The following is a 19,634-nucleotide window of genomic DNA, read 5'->3' on the forward strand; positions in this document are numbered from 1 at the left end:
TTAGTGACGGAAATGACGAATTCCCGTTTTTATCATTACCATATCCCGTTCGTCACAGGCAACTACAGAGTCTTTATCACGTATGGATCCACCTGGTTGGATTACCGCTGAGACACCATATTGATGGGCCAATGTAACCGTATCATCCATCGGGAAGAACGCATCACTCGCCATTAACAAGTGATCACTAGTAACCGCAGTGTTATTTTTAGCTTGTTTCAGAGCAATTTCAGCTGCCCCGACCCGGTTCATTTGACCGGCACCGATCCCTAATGTCATATGGTCATTACCAATGACAATGGCGTTACTCTTGACGTGCTTAGCAACTTTCATCAAGAAATTCAAACCTTTTTCTTCTGCTTGTGAAGGCGCACGATTCGTCATCACTTCCCAATCCGCTGGCGCTTCTGTGAATGAACCCTTGACTAATTCCGAAGATTGATCAACGTCTTGAATCAATAGTCCACCACTTACCGTTACCATTTCTTGCGCTGGTTCTGTTTGTGTATGCATTTCAACTACCAATAAACGAATATTTTTCTTTTTCATCAAAATCTCTAATGCATCCGGATCAAACGCTGGTGCAATGACGATTTCCAAGAATATGCCATGCAATTTTTCAGCTAGTTTTTTTGTAACTGTTTCATTAACAGCAACAATACCGCCGAAAATAGAAATTGAATCGGCTAAATAACAGCGTTCAAACGCTTCCTCAACCGAAGAACCTATAGCAACACCACACGGATTCATGTGTTTAACAGCTACAGCTGCAGGTTCAGAAAATTCGTTTATCAACTTAACGGCAGCATCTGCATCTTTAATGTTATTGAAAGATAAAGCTTTACCGTGCAATTGTTTCGCACCTGCGATGGTTGTTGCTGGCGCATTGACTTCCTTATAAAAACTTGCTTTTTGATGGCCATTCTCGCCATAACGTAAAGCAGTTCCATCAAGGTATGTCTTCGTAACATGCTGCCAAGGTTGTTCAATTTCACCGAGACGTACGCGTTGTTCGTTCATGTATTGGCTGATTAATGTATCGTAATGACTTGTTAATTCGAACACTTTTGTGGCCAAATAGAAACGATATTCAAAGGATGTTTCACCTTGTTCTGCCAATTGACTGATGAAAGCAGGATAGTCAGCTGGATCTGTAACGACTGAAACACGACGATAATTTTTGGCGGAACTGCGCAACATAGTTGGTCCACCAATATCAATATTTTCAATCGCTTCTTCAAGCGTAACACCAGGTTTTAAAATAGTTTCTTTAAAAGGATAGAGATTCACAATGACATAGTCGATTGCAATAATGTCTTGCGAAGCCATCTGTTGGCTATGAATCGGATCATCCACATTTGCCAACAAACCACCATGCACTTTAGGGTGGAGTGTCTTAACGCGACCATCCATCATTTCAGGAAATCCTGTATAAGAATCAACGGTATCAACAGCGAACCCTGCATTTTTCAGGTATTCGAAAGTGCCTCCTGTCGATAGCAAGGAAACACCTTGTTCTATCAGGGCTTTTGCCACTTGATCCAATCCGGACTTGTCTGAAACACTCAATAAAGCATACTTTTTATAAGACATTTGATTCTTCCTTCCCAGAAAATTCTTTTTGAATATTTTGGAGCACTTTTGTATAAAGACGGTGTTCCACTAAATGAACGGCTTCTTCTAAGTCTGATAATTCCCACTCAGGATTAATCGCAATTTTTTCTTGAGCAATTATTTTTCCTGTATCAATACCTTCATCCACATAAAAAACAGTTACACCCGTTTCTGATACACCTGAATCAAATGCGTCTTGAATACCATTTTTACCCGGAAAAGCCGGTAAATATGAAGGGTGAATATTAATAATCTGATTCGGATAAGCCTGTAGTAGTGGAGATTTCAAAATGCGCATGAACCCAGCCAGTATGATGTAATCAACGCTGTAAGGTTTTAGAAACGCAATCACTGCACGTTCCCAATCTTCACGGCTATCAAAGCCCTTTGGCGAAGAAACGTAAACAGGAATACCTGCCTTCTTAGCCCGTTCAATAACATAGGCTTTGGGTCTATCACATACAAGGCAAGCAATTTCAACAGCCAGTTGTCCGGATTGTACATTGCCGATTATTGTTTGGACATTCGACCCGTTACCCGAGGCAAACAGGGCAATTTTCATTTTGCCACCTCATTATTTTGAAGAATAACCGAATCTTGGCCTGTCTTTTCTTGAATTTCTCCCATTACAACTGCATCCGAAATGCTGGATAGCACTTCTTCAACATCGTCTTTGGCAACAGCCAATACCATCCCAATTCCCATGTTAAAGACACCATACATTTCATCTAATTTCATTTCACCAAGCTCTTGCATGACTGTAAAAATCTGGGGTGTTTTGATTGTATCGATTTGAACAACCGCTTGTTGGTTATCATTGAACATACGTGGTAAGTTTTCATAAAATCCTCCACCAGTAATGTGGCTGATACCATGCACAAGATCTTTATCCAATAAAGGTGCAACGTCTTTAACATAGATACGTGTTGGTTCCAACAATGCATCGATCAGTGCTGTTCCGTCCGGCAATTTATCTTCAAATTTCCAATTATTTTTTTTGAAAAAGAGATGACGAACCAAAGAGTAACCATTAGAGTGGATACCTGAACTCGGCAAACCAATTAGTACGTCCCCGTTTTGAACACGTTCGGCAGTGATGACACGACTTTTTTCTGCAACACCGACACAGAAACCTGCTAAGTCAAATTCTTCCTTAGAATAAAGATCAGGCATTTCTGCCGTTTCGCCACCGATAAGAGCCGCTTTACTTTGTACACAGCCTTCTGCCACACCAGCTACGATTTTTTCAATTCGGTCTGGATTGTTTTTCCCAACTGCCAAATAATCCAGGAAGAATAACGGTTCTGCACCTTGCGCCAACACATCGTTGACACACATCGCTACACAGTCGATTCCAATCTTGTCCACTTTATCTGCTTGTTGTGCCAATAATATTTTTGTCCCTACGCCATCAGTGCCACTAATGAGTACGGGTTCCTTGTATTTACTGGTATCAAGTTGGAATAGACCACCAAAATTCCCCAAACCGCCCAATACACCTGCACGATTTGTTCGAGCAATATGCTTTTTCATTTTTTCTACCGCTTCATATCCTTTTTCGATATCAACACCAGATTCTTTATAAAGATTTGTCATGATTGCTCTCCCTTAAAATTTGTTTTTGAATAGGAGTCAGATTCGCACGGAATAATGCTTCATTTTCTCCTAAACCAGCAGCATAATACCCATCAAAAATACTTAGTGATAACCCTTTATTCGGGGCATCAAAATGGGTGCCGATTCCTTTAATCAAGCCATCGATGGATAAAAAGCCTAAACTGTCACAACCGAATCCGGCACACATTTCTTCAACCGTGTAGTTAGCAGCTACCAATTCATTGGTCGTTGACATATCTACACCATAAAAGTTCGGAAAACAGATTGGTGGACTTGTTATTCTCAGATGAATTTCACGTGCTCCTGCTTCTTTTAAGATTTGAATGAGCCGTTTAGAAGTTGTTCCGCGCACAATGGAATCATCAACCAACACAATCGATTTCCCTTCCACTACCCCACGTACGGCAGATATCTTTTTACGAACACCTTGTTCGCGAAGCTCTTTCGTCGGTTCAATAAATGTCCGGCCCACATATTGATTTTTGACCAAGCCCATTTCATAAGGCAATCCACTTTGCTCTGCATAACCAGTCGCAGCAGATAAGGAAGAGTTCGGAACCCCGATAACCATATCCGCCTCCGGACAAGGTTTCTCCAATGCTAATTGCTTGCCTAAATTCTTGCGCGCACTATGGACGGTGATTCCGGCAAATTCAGAATCAGGACGAGCAAAGTAAACATACTCCATCGATTCAATCGAAATTTGCGTTTCTGTTTCATACTGTTCCATACGAATCCCTTCATCCGTCACGACGATATACATACCCGCATGGATATTACCAGTGACCTTGCCACCCAATGCGTCGATGGCGCATGTTTCGCTTGTTATGATTGTTGTCTTGGTTTCAGCTATTTCACCATATGATAAAGGGCGGAAACAATTAGGATCAACAATTCCATACATGGCATCACGTGTCAAAATGATAAAATTAAAGCCGCCTTTTAACCGCTTCAGTGATGCTCTTACTTTTTCTTCAAACGTTGCTTCTTTACTACGACGTATCAGATGCACTAAAATTTCTGCATCAGAAGAAGAGGAGAAGACTGCGCCCTCATCCTCTAGCTCCTTTCTTAACGATTGGCTGTTAATTAAATTTCCGCTTTGAGCAACCGCTATGCTTGCGTCCAGAAAATTAAATACAAGCGGTCCAACATTTTCTAAGTCATTCAATTTACCATTCAATGTGTAGTGAATCTTGCCTACTGAACGATTACCTTTTAGTTTTTCAAGGTGACTCTTATCCTGAAAAACCTGGGAAAGCAAGCCAGTGCCACGGTAGTGTTTTAACGTACCATCATCACTGACAGCAATACCCGCCCCATCTTGGCCACGATGCTGTAGAGCATGCAGTCCAAAATAAGCAAGTTGTTCAGCCTGATGATGATTCCAGATGCCAATCACTGTGTTTCCCCCTTTAGTTAAACGTACGCACAAGCGCTTTTGGTAAAGCTTGTTGCCACTGTGCTTTAAGTTCTGTCAATGCCAATTCTGCACGAGATTCTCGTGTTTGGACTGTAGCAGTTGCTCCTTCAACAGTAGAGCCAATAACTACAACTAATTCACCCATGTTTGATTCCTGGATGAACTGTTCAAATGATGCTTGTTTTTCTCTTGAAACAGTCACGATAAAGCGTGATTGCGTTTCACTGAATAGTTGCGCATCAGTTAATGACGTTTCCATATCAAATCCTAGTTGCGTTCCAAATGCCTTTTGGACCAAACCAACCAACAATCCTCCCTCAGAAAGATCATGAGCAGATTGCAAGAAGCCCTTTTTGTTAGCATGGAAAACAAAATCTTGACTTTGTTTTTCGGCTGCTAAATCAAAATTAATTTGACCGTAAATTTCACCCGCCTGAAGTTTTTGAATAACACTTCCAGCAAAGTCGTCACCCGTAGCCCCAACTAAATAAATAACATCTCCCGCTTGCGCAAATTTTTGCGTTAGAATTTGGGATGTTTTCTCAATCAAACCGACCATACCTAAAATCGGTGTCGGATAAATGGATCCGCTTGGATTTGCATTGCTCAAAGATACGTTTCCTGAAATAACCGGTGTATTCAATGTTTTACAAGCTTCAGAAATCCCTTTACTGGATTCTTCCAATTCATAGAAGATTTCAGGGTCATTCGGATTACCAAAGTTCAAGCAGTCAGTGATTGCTAGAGGTAATCCACCTGAAGCAATGATGTTACGAGCGGATTCACTCACTGCAATTTGACCGCCTTTGTAAGGATCCAAATAAACATAGCGGCTATTTCCGTCAGCAGTAATAGCAACAGCTTTATCAGTACCTTTAATGCGTAAAATCCCTGCATCACTACCAGGACCAGCAATCGTATTATTCATTGCCATATGGTCAAATTGGGAGTATAGAGAAGATTTATCTGCTAAATCAGGACTCGTCAATAAGTCAGTTAACGTTTTTTCAATGTTGGCAACTTCCGGTTGGAATACTTCGCGTTTAGCTGCATTTTTTATTCTTTCGGGAACTTTTGAGGTTATATAGTTAGTTGGAACCCCATCTGCCAGTAAATCAACGGGTAAATCAACAACCAATTCACCTTGTTGGTAAATTTTATATTGTTTTTCCCCGATTACTTCACCAATTACTGCTGCTTCCAGTCCATAACGATTGAACAGTTCAATAATTGCTGCTTCGCTTCCTTTTTCAATACACAAGAGCATGCGTTCTTGCGACTCTGAAAGCAAGAGTTCATAAGCGGTCATTGCTTCTTCACGAGCTGGCACTAGATCCATGTTCAACGAAAGTCCCATCTCCGCTTTTGATGCCATTTCAGAACTGGAAGAAACCAATCCCGCTGCTCCCATATCCTGTACACCAATAACTTCATTTTTGAAATCACGGAATAATTCAAGGAATGCATCAATCAAGCGTTTTTCCTTGAATGGATCTCCAGCTTGTACTGCTGAACCTTGATCTTGATTCTCAGCACCAAATTCTTTACTGGAGAAAGAAGCGCCGTGAATACCGTCACGTCCTGTTGTTGAACCTGCATATAAAATGGGGTTCCCCACACCTGAAGCAATTCCGTTGAAAATACCATCATGGTCCACCAACCCAACACACATCGCATTAACCAATGGGTTGGCATTGTATGTTGCATCAAATTTAACTTCACCAGCGATTGTAGGAATTCCTAATTGATTTCCATAATCTGCAATTCCTTCAACTGCTTTTTCAACTAAATATTTTGTGCGATCACGTTCCACATCACCAAAACGCAAGGAGTCAACCAAAGCGATTGGCGTTGCACCCATACTGAAGATGTCACGAACACAGCCCCCAACACCAGTTGCAGCACCTTCATAAGGTTCAACAGCAGATGGTGAATTATGACTCTCCATTTTGAATACGATCCCTTGATTGTCGCCGATATCCACGATACCAGCCCCTTCACCAGGACCTTGGAGTACTTGTGGGCCTTCCGTATGGAAGTTACGTAAAATAGGTTTAGATGTCTTATACGAACAGTGTTCACTCCACATTCCGGAAAAAATGCCTGTTTCTGTATAGTTGGGCAAACGCCCTAGAGAGGAAGAAATGGTTTCATACTCTTTATCAGTCAATCCCCACTCTTTATAAATTTTTGAATTCTTAACTTCTTCAGGAGTCATTGCTTGTAGTTTCATGTTGGATCCTTTCTTAACCTTTAGTCACTTGATTGTAAAAAGATTCGAAAAACGGACGACCAGCTTCGCTACCTAATATTGCGTCCATTGCACGTTCCGGTTTCGGCATCATGCCAATAACATTTCCTGTTTCGTTTGATACACCGGCAATAGCATTCGTGCTGCCATTTGGATTTTTGGTTACGTAGTTCATCACGATTTGGCCATTTTTTTCTAGCCTCTCAAGTGTTTCTTCATCCACATGGTATTGACCATACAAATGCGATATGGGTAAAGTAATTGATTTAATTTCATCTTCAAAATTAGTAAAAACTGTATCTGTTTTTTTCAGAGAAACGTCAACAAATCCATTCACTGTTTTTAGGGTTTTGTTTTTTAAAAAACCACCTGGCAATAATTCAAGCTCAGTTAAGATTTGGAATCCATTCCCCAAACCAATAACAGGTTTACCGGATTTAGCAAAGTCTTTAATCGCCTGGGCAACAGCTGTAACTTTAGCAACTGCTCCGGGACGAACTGCATGTGCATAAGAGGCCCCACCAGGAATAAATAACCCCGCAAATTGGGACAAATCTGTTTTTTGCTCGTTTACGATTTCCACTTGGTCTTCATTAAATCCAACTGATAAAAGTGCTGCTAGAATGTCTGACTCCCCTGCGGAACCCGGGAAAGTAACGATTGCGATTTTCACGTTACGCCTCCTCGCTATTCATTGAATAAGTTTCCATTGCTTTGTTAACCAATAATTTGTCAGCAAGTTCCTTAATAATGTTTTCTGCCTCTTCTTTAGATTCAGCTTCAACATTAAAAGTATAGGTACGTCCTAACTTAACAGAAGTGATGGCGTCCAAGCCCATTGCCTTGACAGTGCCATTTAACACTTCCTCTTCAGGGTTGATAACAGATTGTAAATACCGAACATTAACAGTCACTCGAAACATTTTAGTTTCCTCCTAATAAGTTAATAACACAGTAAAAATAACAGATTATGTTCGTAATTACAATAGTTTTTGCGAATTAAATGATAATATTCTTAACATTTTCAGTATATTTGCACATTTTTGTCATTTTAGGACTTATTCATAATAAGTGAATGTTTTTACTATTTTATTTATTAATGTTCGTTTTTTACGATTCGAAATAAAAAAAGCTGGAGTCTCCCCCAGCTTAGTTCATCATTACTATCAAACCATTCAAACCATATTCCTTACCTTCTGCCCTCGCAGAATGTAAACAACCATCCATAAAGGTGGATACCCGGCTCACTTCGATATGTTCCTCTTTGATTCCTGCTTCACGCAGCAAAGATAGATTGGCATCCGTCATGCTTAAATGGAATTTATCCCCTTTAGGAACAATGAACGCATCACGATTATCAAAGCTTATAAACGCTTCATATACCTCTGATCCGACTTCATAATTTTCCATATCAATCGACGGTCCCACATACACCAAGATATTTTCCTTGTCACATCCAAATTCGTGCTCCATTTTTTCAATGGCTTTTTGCGAGATTCTCTGGACGGTTCCGCGCCATCCCGAATGGAGCGCAGCCAAAACTTTCTTTTTCGGATCATACAAAACTATCGGTGTACAATCCGCATACTTCACAAGCAAAGCAACACCCGGTTTATCCGTAATCAGTCCATCTGTTTCAGGAAAATTTCTACCAAATATAAATGGATCACCCGTTACGCCATCTGCATAACCAATGTTGTGACCATGGACTTGTTGACCAGAATAAATTTCTGTCGGATGGATGCCCATCTTATCTATAGCGCGCTTAACTTCTTTGACGATTTCAGGTCCTTTTGTTTGTTGCCGAAAATCGTAATCAAAACCCGCAACGAGAAAGGAGAGCCCCTTTCCCTTCATTAAATCTGACTCCATTCATTAACTCCTAACTTTAAGAAATCTCCTTGACCGGACGACCTTCGCGGTCATAAATATAGTTTCTGACTTTTTTACTATCACCCATCGCCATTATCAAACGATCCCGAAATGGTTCAGCCAATTCATCGAATAAGCAAAGTTCATCGGTCAGCAAATATTTTGAGCGAGCTGCTTCAATCTCACCAGGACGCTTCAATTTATACGTCCGCGAAGGCAAATTACCCTCAATCGTTTTTTTCTCTATGCGATAGAAGGAGTGTTCATCATGATAAATAACTTCCAAAGCCCCGGAATTTGTACGCTTGAACTGTGCATCTGGATGTTTTTCTTTATGAAGTTCCCACCAAGCTTTGATACCCTCAATTGCCTCTTCCTCGGATTTGTAACTACCATGTTGCTTGCGTACGTCACCAATTCTGCTTACCCAAAAATTCGTATAAACCGTTTGTGTCATACCATCGCTCCTCTAGTAATGTATTTTTCTAACCTTTTTTTAATTATATCACAACGAAAAAGAAGAGAGTGCTCAAAAAGGCATTTAGCCCCGAACCACTGGAACGAATAAGCACAGGATGGTCGCAGACCATCTGAGCATTATTATGGAGGCACTGCGGGCTAACGCCCAAGTGTATCATGTTTGTAAGCTGCTGAAGCAGCAACAATCATGACAAAGTGGCGTCGGGGCTGCCTTTTTGAGCACGTTTGTGTTGAAGTATTCGTAAACAGATAAGGGTCCGGGAGTTATTCCCCAGACCCTTCGCATCTCTATGTTGTTGTAACTTTTTTAATTTCCTCGTACTCAGCTTCAAATTGAGCAACGGAGTATTTTTTAATCAATTCGGACAAACTTAGACCATAGTATTCTGCTAAAAAAGAAAGCTTTTCGTATTCTTCATCAGTCACACATAATGTTATCTCATCCATATTATTACTCCCCCTACTCTCATATACCTCAAGAGTAATGGAAGTTTTCATCCCGGACAATAGAAATGTCCGTAATCTCATATGAATTTTAGATTCAGCTTTCCAGACTTAATTTCGCAATAGTCAACCAAGCAGCCGGAACGCGGTAAGGCGAACAAGAAACATACTGGACCCCTTTATCAATCAAGAAGGCGATGGATTGTGGATCACCGCCAACTTCTCCACAGATACCAATAGAAATATTTTCGTTTGCCTCGGCCTTTGCACGATCAATCGCATAAGTAAGTAATTCACCTACACCTTCTTCATCCAAATGCTGGAACGGATCACTTTCAATAATGCGCTCGCGTTCGTAATCACCTACGAACTTACCAATATCATCACGAGAAAACCCATAAGTCAACTGCGTTAAATCGTTGGTACCAAAGCTGATGAAATCGACATGCTTCCCTATTTTCCCAGCCGTCAAACAAGCACGTGGCGTCTCCAGCATTGTCCCGATTTGATAAGGAATTTCGATTTCCTTCTCTTCAAACACTTGATTAATGACTTTCAAGAGTTTTTCTTTCAGAAAAATGATTTCCGCTTCTACTGACACTAACGGAATCATGATTTCTGGCTCGATTACAATCGAACGATTCAATTCTTCTGTCACTTCGACAGCAGCTTCGATAATTGCTGCCACTTGCATTTCATAAATTTCTGGATTGGTAATCGCTAAGCGACAGCCACGGTGTCCCAACATGGGATTATTTTCTTCCAAAGCGGCAATCCTTTGATTTATTTCTTCTACGGAAATTCCAAGAAGAGCGGCCATTTTATCGACTTCTTTTCCATTCGGAATAAATTCATGCAAAGGCGGATCCAACAGACGGATCGTTGCGTGTTTTTCCTGGGCTAGACGGAATATCGTTTTAAAATCTTCTTTTTGATAAGCTTTTAGTTTTTCAAGTGCGAGACGTTTTTCATTGACTCCCGGGGACAAAATCATCTTACGCATCTCAACGATTCGCTCTTCGCCAAAGAACATATGCTCTGTCCTGACCAGTCCCATCCCTTCTGCACCAAATTGTAAAGCTGCTGTAATTTCATTTGCGGTTTCTGCATTGGCTTTGACTGAAATAATACCCACTTCTTTACACCAAGAAATTATTTTACCCAACGAACTGGATTCATCTACTGGATTTTCTTTTTCAATTTCGCCCAGGTATATTTTCCCTGTTGCACCATCAACTGAAATGACGGTTCCTTCTTGAATGACCGTATTACTCACGCTAGCTGTCTTTTGTTTTTCATCGATAAGTAGTTGTTCACACCCAACTACACAGCACGAACCCATTCCACGTGCCACTACTGCAGCATGCGAGGTCATCCCTCCATGAGAAGTTACAACAGCTTCACTGACTGCCATTCCTTCAATATCTTCTGGTGAAGTTTCTTTGCGCAAAAGAATCGTTCTTTCTCCAGCGTCGTTCGCACGCTTGGCATCTTCGGCAGTAAAGTAAACCTTCCCGCTGGCAGAACCAGGACTGGCAGGTAACCCTTGCACGATTGCTTTCTTTTCCTTTAATTGCGAAGACACGAATGTTGGATGCAATAATTGATCCATCATTTGAGGAGTGAGTCGCTTCAAGGCTTCTGCTTTTGAAATAACACCTTCCTCCACTTGGGAAATAGCTATTTCAATGGCGGCTCGGGCTGTACGTTTACCACTGCGCGTTTGCAGGATGAATAACTGGCCATCTTCAATGGTGAATTCGATATCCTGCATATCGCGGTAATGGCGTTCCAGCATTTCTGCCAGATTTAAGAATTGTTCATACGTCTCTGGCATAATGTTTGCTAATTGGGAAATATCTTGCGGTGTACGAATGCCGGCCACAACATCCTCACCTTGAGCGTTAATTAAAAATTCTCCAAAGAGTCCTGGCTTTCCAGTTGCCGGATTGCGAGTAAACGCAACCCCCGTACCACTTTCCATGCCGGTATTCCCAAATACCATCTCCTGAACCGTAACAGCAGTGCCTAAATCGTCCGGTATTGCATTCATGCGGCGATATGTAACCGCTCTCGAATTATCCCATGATTTGAAAACCGCTTCTATCGCTGCCAGCAACTGTGTTTTTGGATCTTGCGGGAACGCTTCCCCCATCTGCTCTTCGTAAATTTCTTTATATGTATTTGTTAGTTCTATCCAATCTTCAGCGTTCATTTGTACATCTGATTGATAGTCTTTTTTATTTTTGTATAAGCTTAATGCATCTTCGAAAAGATTTTTATCTATCCCTTTAACAACATCACCAAACATTTGAATAAAACGACGGTAACAATCATAGGCAAAAGCCTCATTATCAGTTTTGGCGGCGATTGTATCAACAGTTAAATCGTTCATCCCTAAATTCAATACCGTATCCATCATACCAGGCATTGAAATTTTAGCGCCACTGCGAACAGAGACAAGTAACGGATTAACCGGATCAGAAAATTTCTTCTGACTCATTTCTTCAAGAGCTTCAAGTTGTTGTGCAATTTCAAAAATCATGTCCTCCTGTAATGAACCTTGTTCCAGATAAGTAAGACATGCTTCTGTTGAAATCGTAAATCCACTCGGTACCGGTAGCCCTAATCGTGTCATTTCTGCTAAATTAGAACCTTTCCCTCCCAATAAATCAACCATTTCTCTTTTACCTTCTACAAATGAATAAACAAATTTTGTCGCTGTTCTGTTTAACGTCATCATATTCACCCTTTTTAGTGTGTCTTATTAAAACTTATTCGCATTATATAGTGTGTCATAATAGGTTGTCAAGTGTTTAATTAGATATTGATTAAAATTATGATGTTTTATATAATGGATACATCTTGAAAAAAGAGGTCGGTAGTATGGATTTTACGGAACGACAGAATAAAATTATAGAAATCGTCAAAGAGCATGAACCCATCAGTGGCGACCGCATTGCAGGTTATCTTGGATTAAGTCGTGCCACACTAAGAAGCGACCTAGCAGTTTTGACAATGGTGGGGATATTGGATGCACGCACTAAAGTTGGTTATTTTTATACCGGACAAGATGTGAAACCACTTGTTTACGATCAACTATTCGAAGTGACCGTCAAGGAAGTAATGACCACCCCGATCATTGTTGAACAAACTTTATCCGTTTATGATGCAGTCACAAACCTTTTCATGTATGATGTGGGTTCTTTGTACGTAAAAAATGATCAGGACGAATTAGTAGGCGTTATTTCCCGAAAAGATTTTTTACGGTTTGTCATTGGAAATAGCAACGCGGAAAATACTCCTGTTGCCATGATTATGACCCGGATGCCAAACATCGTGACCGTGACACCGGAATGGACGATTTTAGAAGCCGGAAACTTATTGATGCAGCACCAAGTAGACTCTCTTCCAGTAGTAACGAAAGATAATCCGTTAAAAGTAGTAGGAAAGCTGACGAAAACACGGCTGATGAATCATTTTATCCAAGCCGGGAATGATTCAAATAACAGTTAAAGGATGACGGACCATGACAAAACCCTTAAAGAAAGCAATCAACCCTATTTATATCATTTCCGACTCTGTTGGTGGTACAGGATTAAAAATCACTGCGGCAGTACTTGCTCAATTCCCATCACTCGCATCTTCCGAAATAAAAAGATTCCCTTTTATAACCGACTCAGGACAAATTGAGGATATCTTGCAAGACGCAAAAAAAGAAAAAGCAATCATTGTCTCAACACTGGTTAACAAAAAGATGATTGCCTTTGTCGATGCCTTTTCGCAAGCAGAAAATTTGAGGCATGTAGATCTTATGACGAATCTCACTTCGATCATCGAAGAAGAATATGAGGAAAGTTCCAACCAGGAACCTGGCGCCCTTCACAAATTAAATACCGATTACTTTAACCGTGTTTCAGCGATGGAATTCGCAGTTCGGTATGATGATGGTAAAGATGCTAAAGGATTTCAGAAAGCTGATTTAGTTATTTTAGGCGTTTCAAGAACATCCAAAACGCCCTTGAGTCTGTATTTGGCGAATCAAGGTTATAAAGTCGCGAATCTTCCGATTATCCCTGAGGCACAAATACCGGAAGAACTGTTTAAAATACCGTCAAGAAAAATTATTGGCTTGACGACCTCAGCAGAAACACTAGCCAAAATTCGACAAGCGCGTTTAGCATCGTTAGGGTTGAAAAATACCAGCCAGTACTCCGATCAATTACGGATTGAAAAAGAATTAGCTTATGCGGGAGATTTGTTTAATCAGTTGGATATCATGACTATTAATGTGGAAAATCGTTCCATCGAAGAAACGGCCGTCCTCATTGAGGAATATTATCGTGACACCTTCCAACAAAGCAGACCCAGTTTGTTTTGATCAATGGCATTAACCTGAGTCGTTGTGCAGACTTGCAACATAAATGAAAAAAAGACCCAGTCAGCATGGAATTATCCGTGCCAACTGGGTCTTTCATATTTTATAAAGCTGCAATTATTTTTTCGGTGTAAGATGTTGTAGATTGCTCGCCACCTAAATCACGGGTGAAGTTTTGCGGGTCCGACAAAACTTTTTCGATTGCGTTTCGAATTCTACGCGCTGGTTCATCTTGACCGATGTGCTCCAACATGAGGCACGCACTCAGTATCAAGGCTGTTGGGTTCGCAATATTTTCCCCGGCAATATCAGGAGCCGATCCGTGGACCGCTTCAAAAATGGCAATATCCTTACCGATATTTGCGCCTGGAATCGTCCCTAAACCGCCCACCAAACCTGCCATCAAGTCAGATAAGATATCCCCGTATAGATTTTGGGTTACCACTACACCAAATTGCGAAGGATTAATCACTAATTGCATCGCCATGTTATCGACCAAGATTTCTTTAAGTTCAATGTGTGGGTAATCTTTGGCAACCTCACGGGCCACATCCAAAAATAAACCATCAGTCAATTTCATGATGTTAGCTTTGGTAACAACCGTTACGAAATCTCTTTTTTGAGCATCTGCATAATCAAATGCCCGTTTCACGATTCGTTCGGAAGCACCGCGCGTGATGACTTTAATACTATGCATCTCATCATCAGAAATTTTTTCTTCAATACCCGCATACAAATCTTCTGTATTTTCACGGAATAAAATCATATCCAGATCTTTAAATAAAGAGGGAACCTTCCCTAAAGATTTAATCGGACGAATGTTGGCAAACAAATCATACTTACGGCGCAATGCGACGTTTGCACTACGAAAGCCTTTGCCGATAGGTGTTGTTATAGGACCTTTAATCGCAATTTTATTTGCTTCGATGCTTTTAAAAACAGCCTCTGGTATCAATGTACCTGTTTCGTTAAATATCTGTTCACCTGCATGCAGAACTTCCCATTCAACATCTGCACCACTCGCGTTAACAACACTCATCATGGATTTCGATATCTCACGACCAATCCCATCGCCAGGAATCATTGTAATTTTCATCATCTGTCTCCTTTAGCATTTTATCTTATTAGTTGTAGATTGGCATAGCCCCTATTAAAGCCCCAACGATTACATAGGTGATAAAGATGCCGATGGATACCAGTCCTGCTTTCTTTTGCCAAGGACCCATATCCACATTCGTCATCCCTAATAACACATAGACAAATGGCACTAACGGACTTAGCAAATGGAACGCTTGTCCCATCAAAGAAGCGAAAGTAAGTTGCAATGGTGTAAAGGCATATCGTGCGCCCGCTTCAGCCAATACTGGCATCACGCCATAATAAAACGCATCATTATTCAAGAAATATGTCCCTGGAACCGAGATAAATGCCACAATCAGTCCATAGAAATTACTCCAACTTTCCGGAATTATTCCAACCAAACTAAGCGCGATAGCATCACTCATACCAGAAGCCTGTAAAATACCCATGAATACGCCCGCCGCAAACACCGTCATAACAACAGAGTTCGCTTCAGCAGCATTTCCATCAATCCGTTTCTTTTGGTCTGCAACATTTGGATAGTTGACCATTAACGTAATAACTGTCCCAATCAAGAAAACAATTGCCGATGGGATGATTCCCCAAATCAGCAATCCAACCGCGCCAAATGCGATAATAGCATTAATCCAGACGTTTTTCGGTCTGCGAATTTCCAAAACTTCTGGATCCGTAATTTCCGTCATCTTATTCAATTCTGAATGTGATAAATCAACGACTCCCAGACGCTTTCTTTCACCACGCCCCATAAAAAAGGCAACGACAAACATATAAACCAAGGCAGCAATCATCATCGGTACCAAACCACGCATAACATCCGATTCATTAACACCCATCACGGCAATCGCACGTGCAGTGGGACCTCCCCAAGGAAGTAAGTTGATAATTGAATGAGAAGTCATTGTCAACACTGCCAGATCCAGCAATTTCATATTTAAATGCTTGTAGATCGGAACAAAAGCCGTACAAACAATAATCATCGTTGTCGTTCCGTCACCATTCAATGATACTCCCGCTGACAATGCAACAGTCGCCAGCATGACTTTCAAAGGATCACCCTTAGCAAAACGTAACATAAAATTGGAAAGTGGATCAAACAACCCTGCATCAATCATGAGCGAGAACATATAAATAGCGAAGAACAACATAATCCCTGTCTTTGCAGTTGTCATTAAGCCATCAAAAGCTGCCTCACCGATATTAAAATCCCAAATCCCCATTAACTGTCCAATTACCGCCCATATAATCGGCAAGATAGCCAGACCAACGAAAGGTGTTGTTTTCTTTGTCATAATTAATGCCATAAAGACAATAATTAAACTATATCCCATAAATGCAATCATATTCCATCTCCTTTGCTTTTTATTTGTTAAATTGAAATTAGATAAGTAATATTGCTATAACATCTTACCTTTTAAAACGCTCTAAGTCAATCTTACCATGACATCCCTTGTTATATTATGTGACATCCATGAAAGAAAAAAAATGAGCCAAAAGCGAATTTATACGCCCTTGACTCACCTTTTTTATACCTTTTTTACCATAGATTTTTTATTGGGATTGAACGGGTTGTTCCTGATGTTTCCCTGGCTTTTCTCTCTTTTCCTTTGAACTCAACAATCTCAGACCATTAAGAATTACCAATATCGTTGAACCCTCATGAAAAACAACACCCGTTGGCAAATCCAATAACCCCACTAAGTTTAAGGTAATCAAAATAATGATAACACCAACTGCAAATGCAACATTTTGCTTAATAATTCGATTTAGACGTTTGCTTAATTTATAACTATAGAGAAGTTTAGATAAATCATTTTTAACGATTACGACATCAGCTGACTCCATTGCCACTGAAGTTCCACTACCCATTGCTATACCAATATCAGCATTTGCTAGTGCAGGAGCATCGTTAATCCCATCTCCAATCATACCAACAACTTGATCTTTCTCTTGTGCTTTAATTACATAATCAATTTTGTCTTCCGGTAAAAGTCCAGCCATATATTCTTTAATATTTACTTCTTTAGCAACTTTTTTTGCGACAGATTCGTTGTCTCCAGTCAACAAGACGATATTAACGCCTTCCTCTTGAAAACCATGGACCGCTTCCACTGCTTCATGACGGACTTGGTCACTTAAAGAAAAATACCCCACGATAATATCATCTTCAGAAACAAGAACGGTAGTGTGATCGATAGCAATTTTGCTACGGTAACCGTGCGGATCCTCCATATCTTGGAAAGCAGATGGCTTACCTACCTTGAATGCTCCTTTTTTCAAGCCTGATCCAGCAACTTCTTCTACTGGGATTCCATGGTCGATACTGTCTAAACTTAAATCAGGAAATTTATTTACAATTGCATTAGCAATTGGATGAGATGATTGTTGTTCCATAAAAACAACCTCTTTGATAACAGCTTCCGGTGCTAGATAATCCACTACCTGGAAATCGCCAAAAGTGAGTGTTCCCGTTTTATCACTGTACAACAGATCCATTGTTGCTAATGCTTCCATCGCTGCGCCACCTTTTACCAACACACCATTTTTAGCGCCATTACTAATCGCACTTAAAGTTGCAGGTGTTGCTGCCGCAACCAATGCACACGGACTCGCTACAGTTAATAGAACCATCCCCCGATAAAAGGCGTCTTCAAAATTAAAACCGCTCAGATAATATAACGCGGCAATGAACAGGGGAACCACAATTAATACGCCAATAACATAGTTTTTCTCAAAACGATCGATAAATTTAGCAATTCGAGACGGCCGACTTTGCGCTTCCTCAACCATGCGAATAATGTTTGAAAACATCGTTTGATCACTTGTTTTATTTACGTTTAAGTGGAAAGCATTCCCTTCGTTCAACGTTCCAGCAAACACTTCATCACCGCGTTTTTTTTCAGTTGGCAGTGATTCACCCGTCAATGATGCTTCATTGATTTGGGTCTTTCGATCAATAATACCATCAATCGGGATTTGAGCCCCTTTGGACACAACGACGATATCTCCAATGATTAGATCATCCGTAGCTACTTCTACTACTTCCCCAGTCGGTTTTAGGACTTGCGCAACCGAAGGCACTTGTGACATCAGTTCTTTAATTGCGTTTGTTGACTTGTTTGTTGCAAAATTTTCCAGAAATTCTGCTCCTGCAAAAATCAATAGCAACATAGCCCCTTCCGATTCATAATTAATGATTACTGCCCCTAAAGCAGCCAAGACCATCAATAAATCGACGTTGGGTGATTTTGACTGAACTGTATCAACAACAGCATTTTTCGTTGCAAAATATCCCAGGAAGAAAATTGCCACATAGAATGCAATCCTACTGTAAATACCACCTGTAACAAACCCTATTATCGTAAATATTATTCCGAGTACCAAAAATTGTCCCTGTTTTTCTTTAACCAGATAATTAAGCATATCTTTTCCTCTTTTCTATTCATTATTCAACTTTATCGTTTGGTTAATTTAGTTTTCTCCTTCTGCTATATATTCATGATTAACCTCCCATTCTTAAAATTTATGTACAAAAAAAGGCACACCTATAGAACAGTAGTTACTGTCCCACAGGTGTGCCTTTTTGCACGACTCTGCTACCACGCATACGGTGGACCGGCTGCATGAACCTCTGGGAGTTCACCGCCTGCTCAGATTTAATGGGCCCTCCAAAAGAGAGCGGATTAAATTTAATTTATAGGTTAATTTTACACGGAATCGGTTCATTTGTCAATCTCAGTTTTGGCTAATCTATCGAATATTTTGCAATAATTAGATAGGCCAACGACGATATGATATACTTTGGGTGAAAATAACATGATAGAAAGAAGATGGAGCGGATGAAAATCGGTATTATCATTCATTCAAAAACCGGAAATACGCTATCGGTCGCCCAAAGGTTATTGGAGAATCTGTTAGCATTAGGCCATTTTTGTAAAGTTGAAAAAGTGGTAGCAACTAATGATGAAGAAATGGACCCGTCAAAAATAGTCTTAGAAAATCAACCGGATTTAACAGGATATGACTGTTTGATTTTGGCTGCTCCCGTCCGCGCTTTTTCGCTTTCGCCAGTGATGAAAGCTTACTTGGCGCGTGCCTCCCAACTATCGAAGGAAAAAGTATTTTGTTACGTCACGGAAGGTTTTCCATTTTCATCCATGGGTGGTAACCGTGCGATCAAGCAGTTCAATAATATCATCGAAGCAAAAGGAGCCATTGTTGAAGCAACAGGCATCATCAATTGGTCGAACCCCAGACGCGAGAAGCAAATCGTTCAGTTGGTTAACAAATTTATCTCATTAATAAATTGATTCTCGGTAAAAATCTGATGAGCACGCATGAGACTTAAATGTTAAAGAGGGTGAGACAAAAGTCTCACCCTCCTTCCTGTATACGAATATCTGTATTCTAAACGTGCGACAAAAGGCAGCCCCGAGCCACTCCCTTGTTTTGTTTAA

Annotated in this window: 17 protein-coding genes and 1 riboswitch; of the genes, 3 read left to right on the top strand and 14 right to left on the bottom strand. The window is 40.5% G+C overall.

Features of this window, described 5'->3' with window-relative positions; all coding sequences use genetic code 11:
- From purH to ppdK, 11 genes are all read right to left on the bottom strand, one after another.
- A complete protein-coding gene (purH, locus tag ACTU7M_RS09030) occupies positions 1-1,593 on the bottom strand; it encodes a bifunctional phosphoribosylaminoimidazolecarboxamide formyltransferase/IMP cyclohydrolase (protein ID WP_443474064.1) in 1,593 nt (530 codons plus the stop codon).
- Entirely contained in the window at positions 1,583-2,176 is a 594-nt protein-coding gene (purN, locus tag ACTU7M_RS09035; RefSeq protein ID WP_443474065.1) for a phosphoribosylglycinamide formyltransferase, read from the bottom strand. Before purN ends, purH begins: the two co-directional genes overlap by 11 nt.
- A complete protein-coding gene (gene purM / locus ACTU7M_RS09040) occupies positions 2,173-3,210 on the bottom strand; it encodes a phosphoribosylformylglycinamidine cyclo-ligase (protein ID WP_443474066.1) in 1,038 nt (345 codons plus the stop codon). The genes purN and purM overlap by 4 nt, the downstream gene beginning before the upstream one ends.
- Positions 3,194-4,633 (bottom strand): amidophosphoribosyltransferase, encoded by a 1,440-nt coding sequence (gene purF, locus ACTU7M_RS09045; protein ID WP_443474067.1) that lies wholly within the window; start codon positions 4,631-4,633, stop codon positions 3,194-3,196. Before purF ends, purM begins: the two co-directional genes overlap by 17 nt.
- Before the next feature lie 13 nt (positions 4,634-4,646).
- Positions 4,647-6,887 (bottom strand): phosphoribosylformylglycinamidine synthase subunit PurL, encoded by a 2,241-nt coding sequence (gene purL / locus ACTU7M_RS09050; protein ID WP_443474068.1) that lies wholly within the window; start codon positions 6,885-6,887, stop codon positions 4,647-4,649.
- 13 nt (positions 6,888-6,900) lie between these two features.
- The gene (gene purQ / locus ACTU7M_RS09055; RefSeq protein WP_443474069.1) at positions 6,901-7,578 is read right to left on the bottom strand and encodes a phosphoribosylformylglycinamidine synthase subunit PurQ; all 678 of its coding nucleotides are present in this window, start codon (positions 7,576-7,578) and stop codon (positions 6,901-6,903) included.
- A gap of 1 nt (position 7,579) precedes the next feature.
- Positions 7,580-7,828, bottom strand: a complete 249-nt coding sequence (gene purS / locus ACTU7M_RS09060) for a phosphoribosylformylglycinamidine synthase subunit PurS (protein WP_443474070.1) — start codon at positions 7,826-7,828, stop codon at positions 7,580-7,582.
- A gap of 226 nt (positions 7,829-8,054) precedes the next feature.
- Positions 8,055-8,777: a peptidoglycan editing factor PgeF gene (gene pgeF, locus ACTU7M_RS09065; RefSeq protein WP_443474071.1), complete on the bottom strand. Its 723-nt coding sequence runs from the start codon at positions 8,775-8,777 to the stop codon at positions 8,055-8,057.
- Positions 8,778-8,793: 16 nt separating this feature from the next.
- Positions 8,794-9,234 (bottom strand): hypothetical protein, encoded by a 441-nt coding sequence (locus ACTU7M_RS09070; RefSeq protein ID WP_443474072.1) that lies wholly within the window; start codon positions 9,232-9,234, stop codon positions 8,794-8,796.
- Positions 9,235-9,545: 311 nt separating this feature from the next.
- Entirely contained in the window at positions 9,546-9,704 is a 159-nt protein-coding gene (locus tag ACTU7M_RS09075; RefSeq protein WP_443474073.1) for a hypothetical protein, read from the bottom strand.
- 94 nt (positions 9,705-9,798) lie between these two features.
- Positions 9,799-12,441, bottom strand: a complete 2,643-nt coding sequence (ppdK, locus tag ACTU7M_RS09080) for a pyruvate, phosphate dikinase (protein WP_443474074.1) — start codon at positions 12,439-12,441, stop codon at positions 9,799-9,801.
- A 146-nt stretch (positions 12,442-12,587) separates the two neighbouring features.
- On the opposite strand from ppdK, the gene ACTU7M_RS09085 reads away from it, so the two are divergent.
- Both ACTU7M_RS09085 and ACTU7M_RS09090 read left to right on the top strand, forming a co-directional pair.
- Positions 12,588-13,217 carry a helix-turn-helix transcriptional regulator gene (locus tag ACTU7M_RS09085; RefSeq protein ID WP_443474075.1) on the top strand — a complete coding sequence of 210 codons (630 nt, stop codon included), beginning with the start codon at positions 12,588-12,590 and terminating at the stop codon, positions 13,215-13,217.
- 13 nt (positions 13,218-13,230) lie between these two features.
- Positions 13,231-14,082: a pyruvate, water dikinase regulatory protein gene (locus ACTU7M_RS09090; RefSeq protein WP_443474076.1), complete on the top strand. Its 852-nt coding sequence runs from the start codon at positions 13,231-13,233 to the stop codon at positions 14,080-14,082.
- Between the two features lie 100 nt (positions 14,083-14,182).
- Here the strand turns inward: ACTU7M_RS09090 and ACTU7M_RS09095 are convergent, their stop codons facing one another.
- From ACTU7M_RS09095 to ACTU7M_RS09105, 3 genes are all read right to left on the bottom strand, one after another.
- Complete coding sequence (locus ACTU7M_RS09095; RefSeq protein ID WP_443474077.1) at positions 14,183-15,175, bottom strand: isocitrate/isopropylmalate dehydrogenase family protein; 993 nt, start codon at positions 15,173-15,175, stop codon at positions 14,183-14,185.
- 28 nt (positions 15,176-15,203) lie between these two features.
- Positions 15,204-16,520: a CitMHS family transporter gene (locus ACTU7M_RS09100; protein WP_443474078.1), complete on the bottom strand. Its 1,317-nt coding sequence runs from the start codon at positions 16,518-16,520 to the stop codon at positions 15,204-15,206.
- Positions 16,521-16,728: 208 nt separating this feature from the next.
- Positions 16,729-18,600, bottom strand: a complete 1,872-nt coding sequence (locus ACTU7M_RS09105) for a heavy metal translocating P-type ATPase (RefSeq protein ID WP_443474079.1) — start codon at positions 18,598-18,600, stop codon at positions 16,729-16,731.
- A 137-nt stretch (positions 18,601-18,737) separates the two neighbouring features.
- A riboswitch (NiCo riboswitch) is annotated at positions 18,738-18,841 on the bottom strand.
- Between the two features lie 175 nt (positions 18,842-19,016).
- Between ACTU7M_RS09105 and ACTU7M_RS09110 the strand changes: the two genes are divergently transcribed.
- On the top strand, positions 19,017-19,487 hold the full coding sequence (locus ACTU7M_RS09110; protein ID WP_443474080.1) for a flavodoxin family protein: 471 nt from the start codon (positions 19,017-19,019) through the stop codon (positions 19,485-19,487).
- The last annotated feature ends 147 nt before the right edge of the window (positions 19,488-19,634 follow it).

It is taken from the genome of Jeotgalibaca sp. A122 (assembly GCF_052266715.1).
In the GTDB taxonomy this organism is placed as follows: domain Bacteria; phylum Bacillota; class Bacilli; order Lactobacillales; family Aerococcaceae; genus Jeotgalibaca.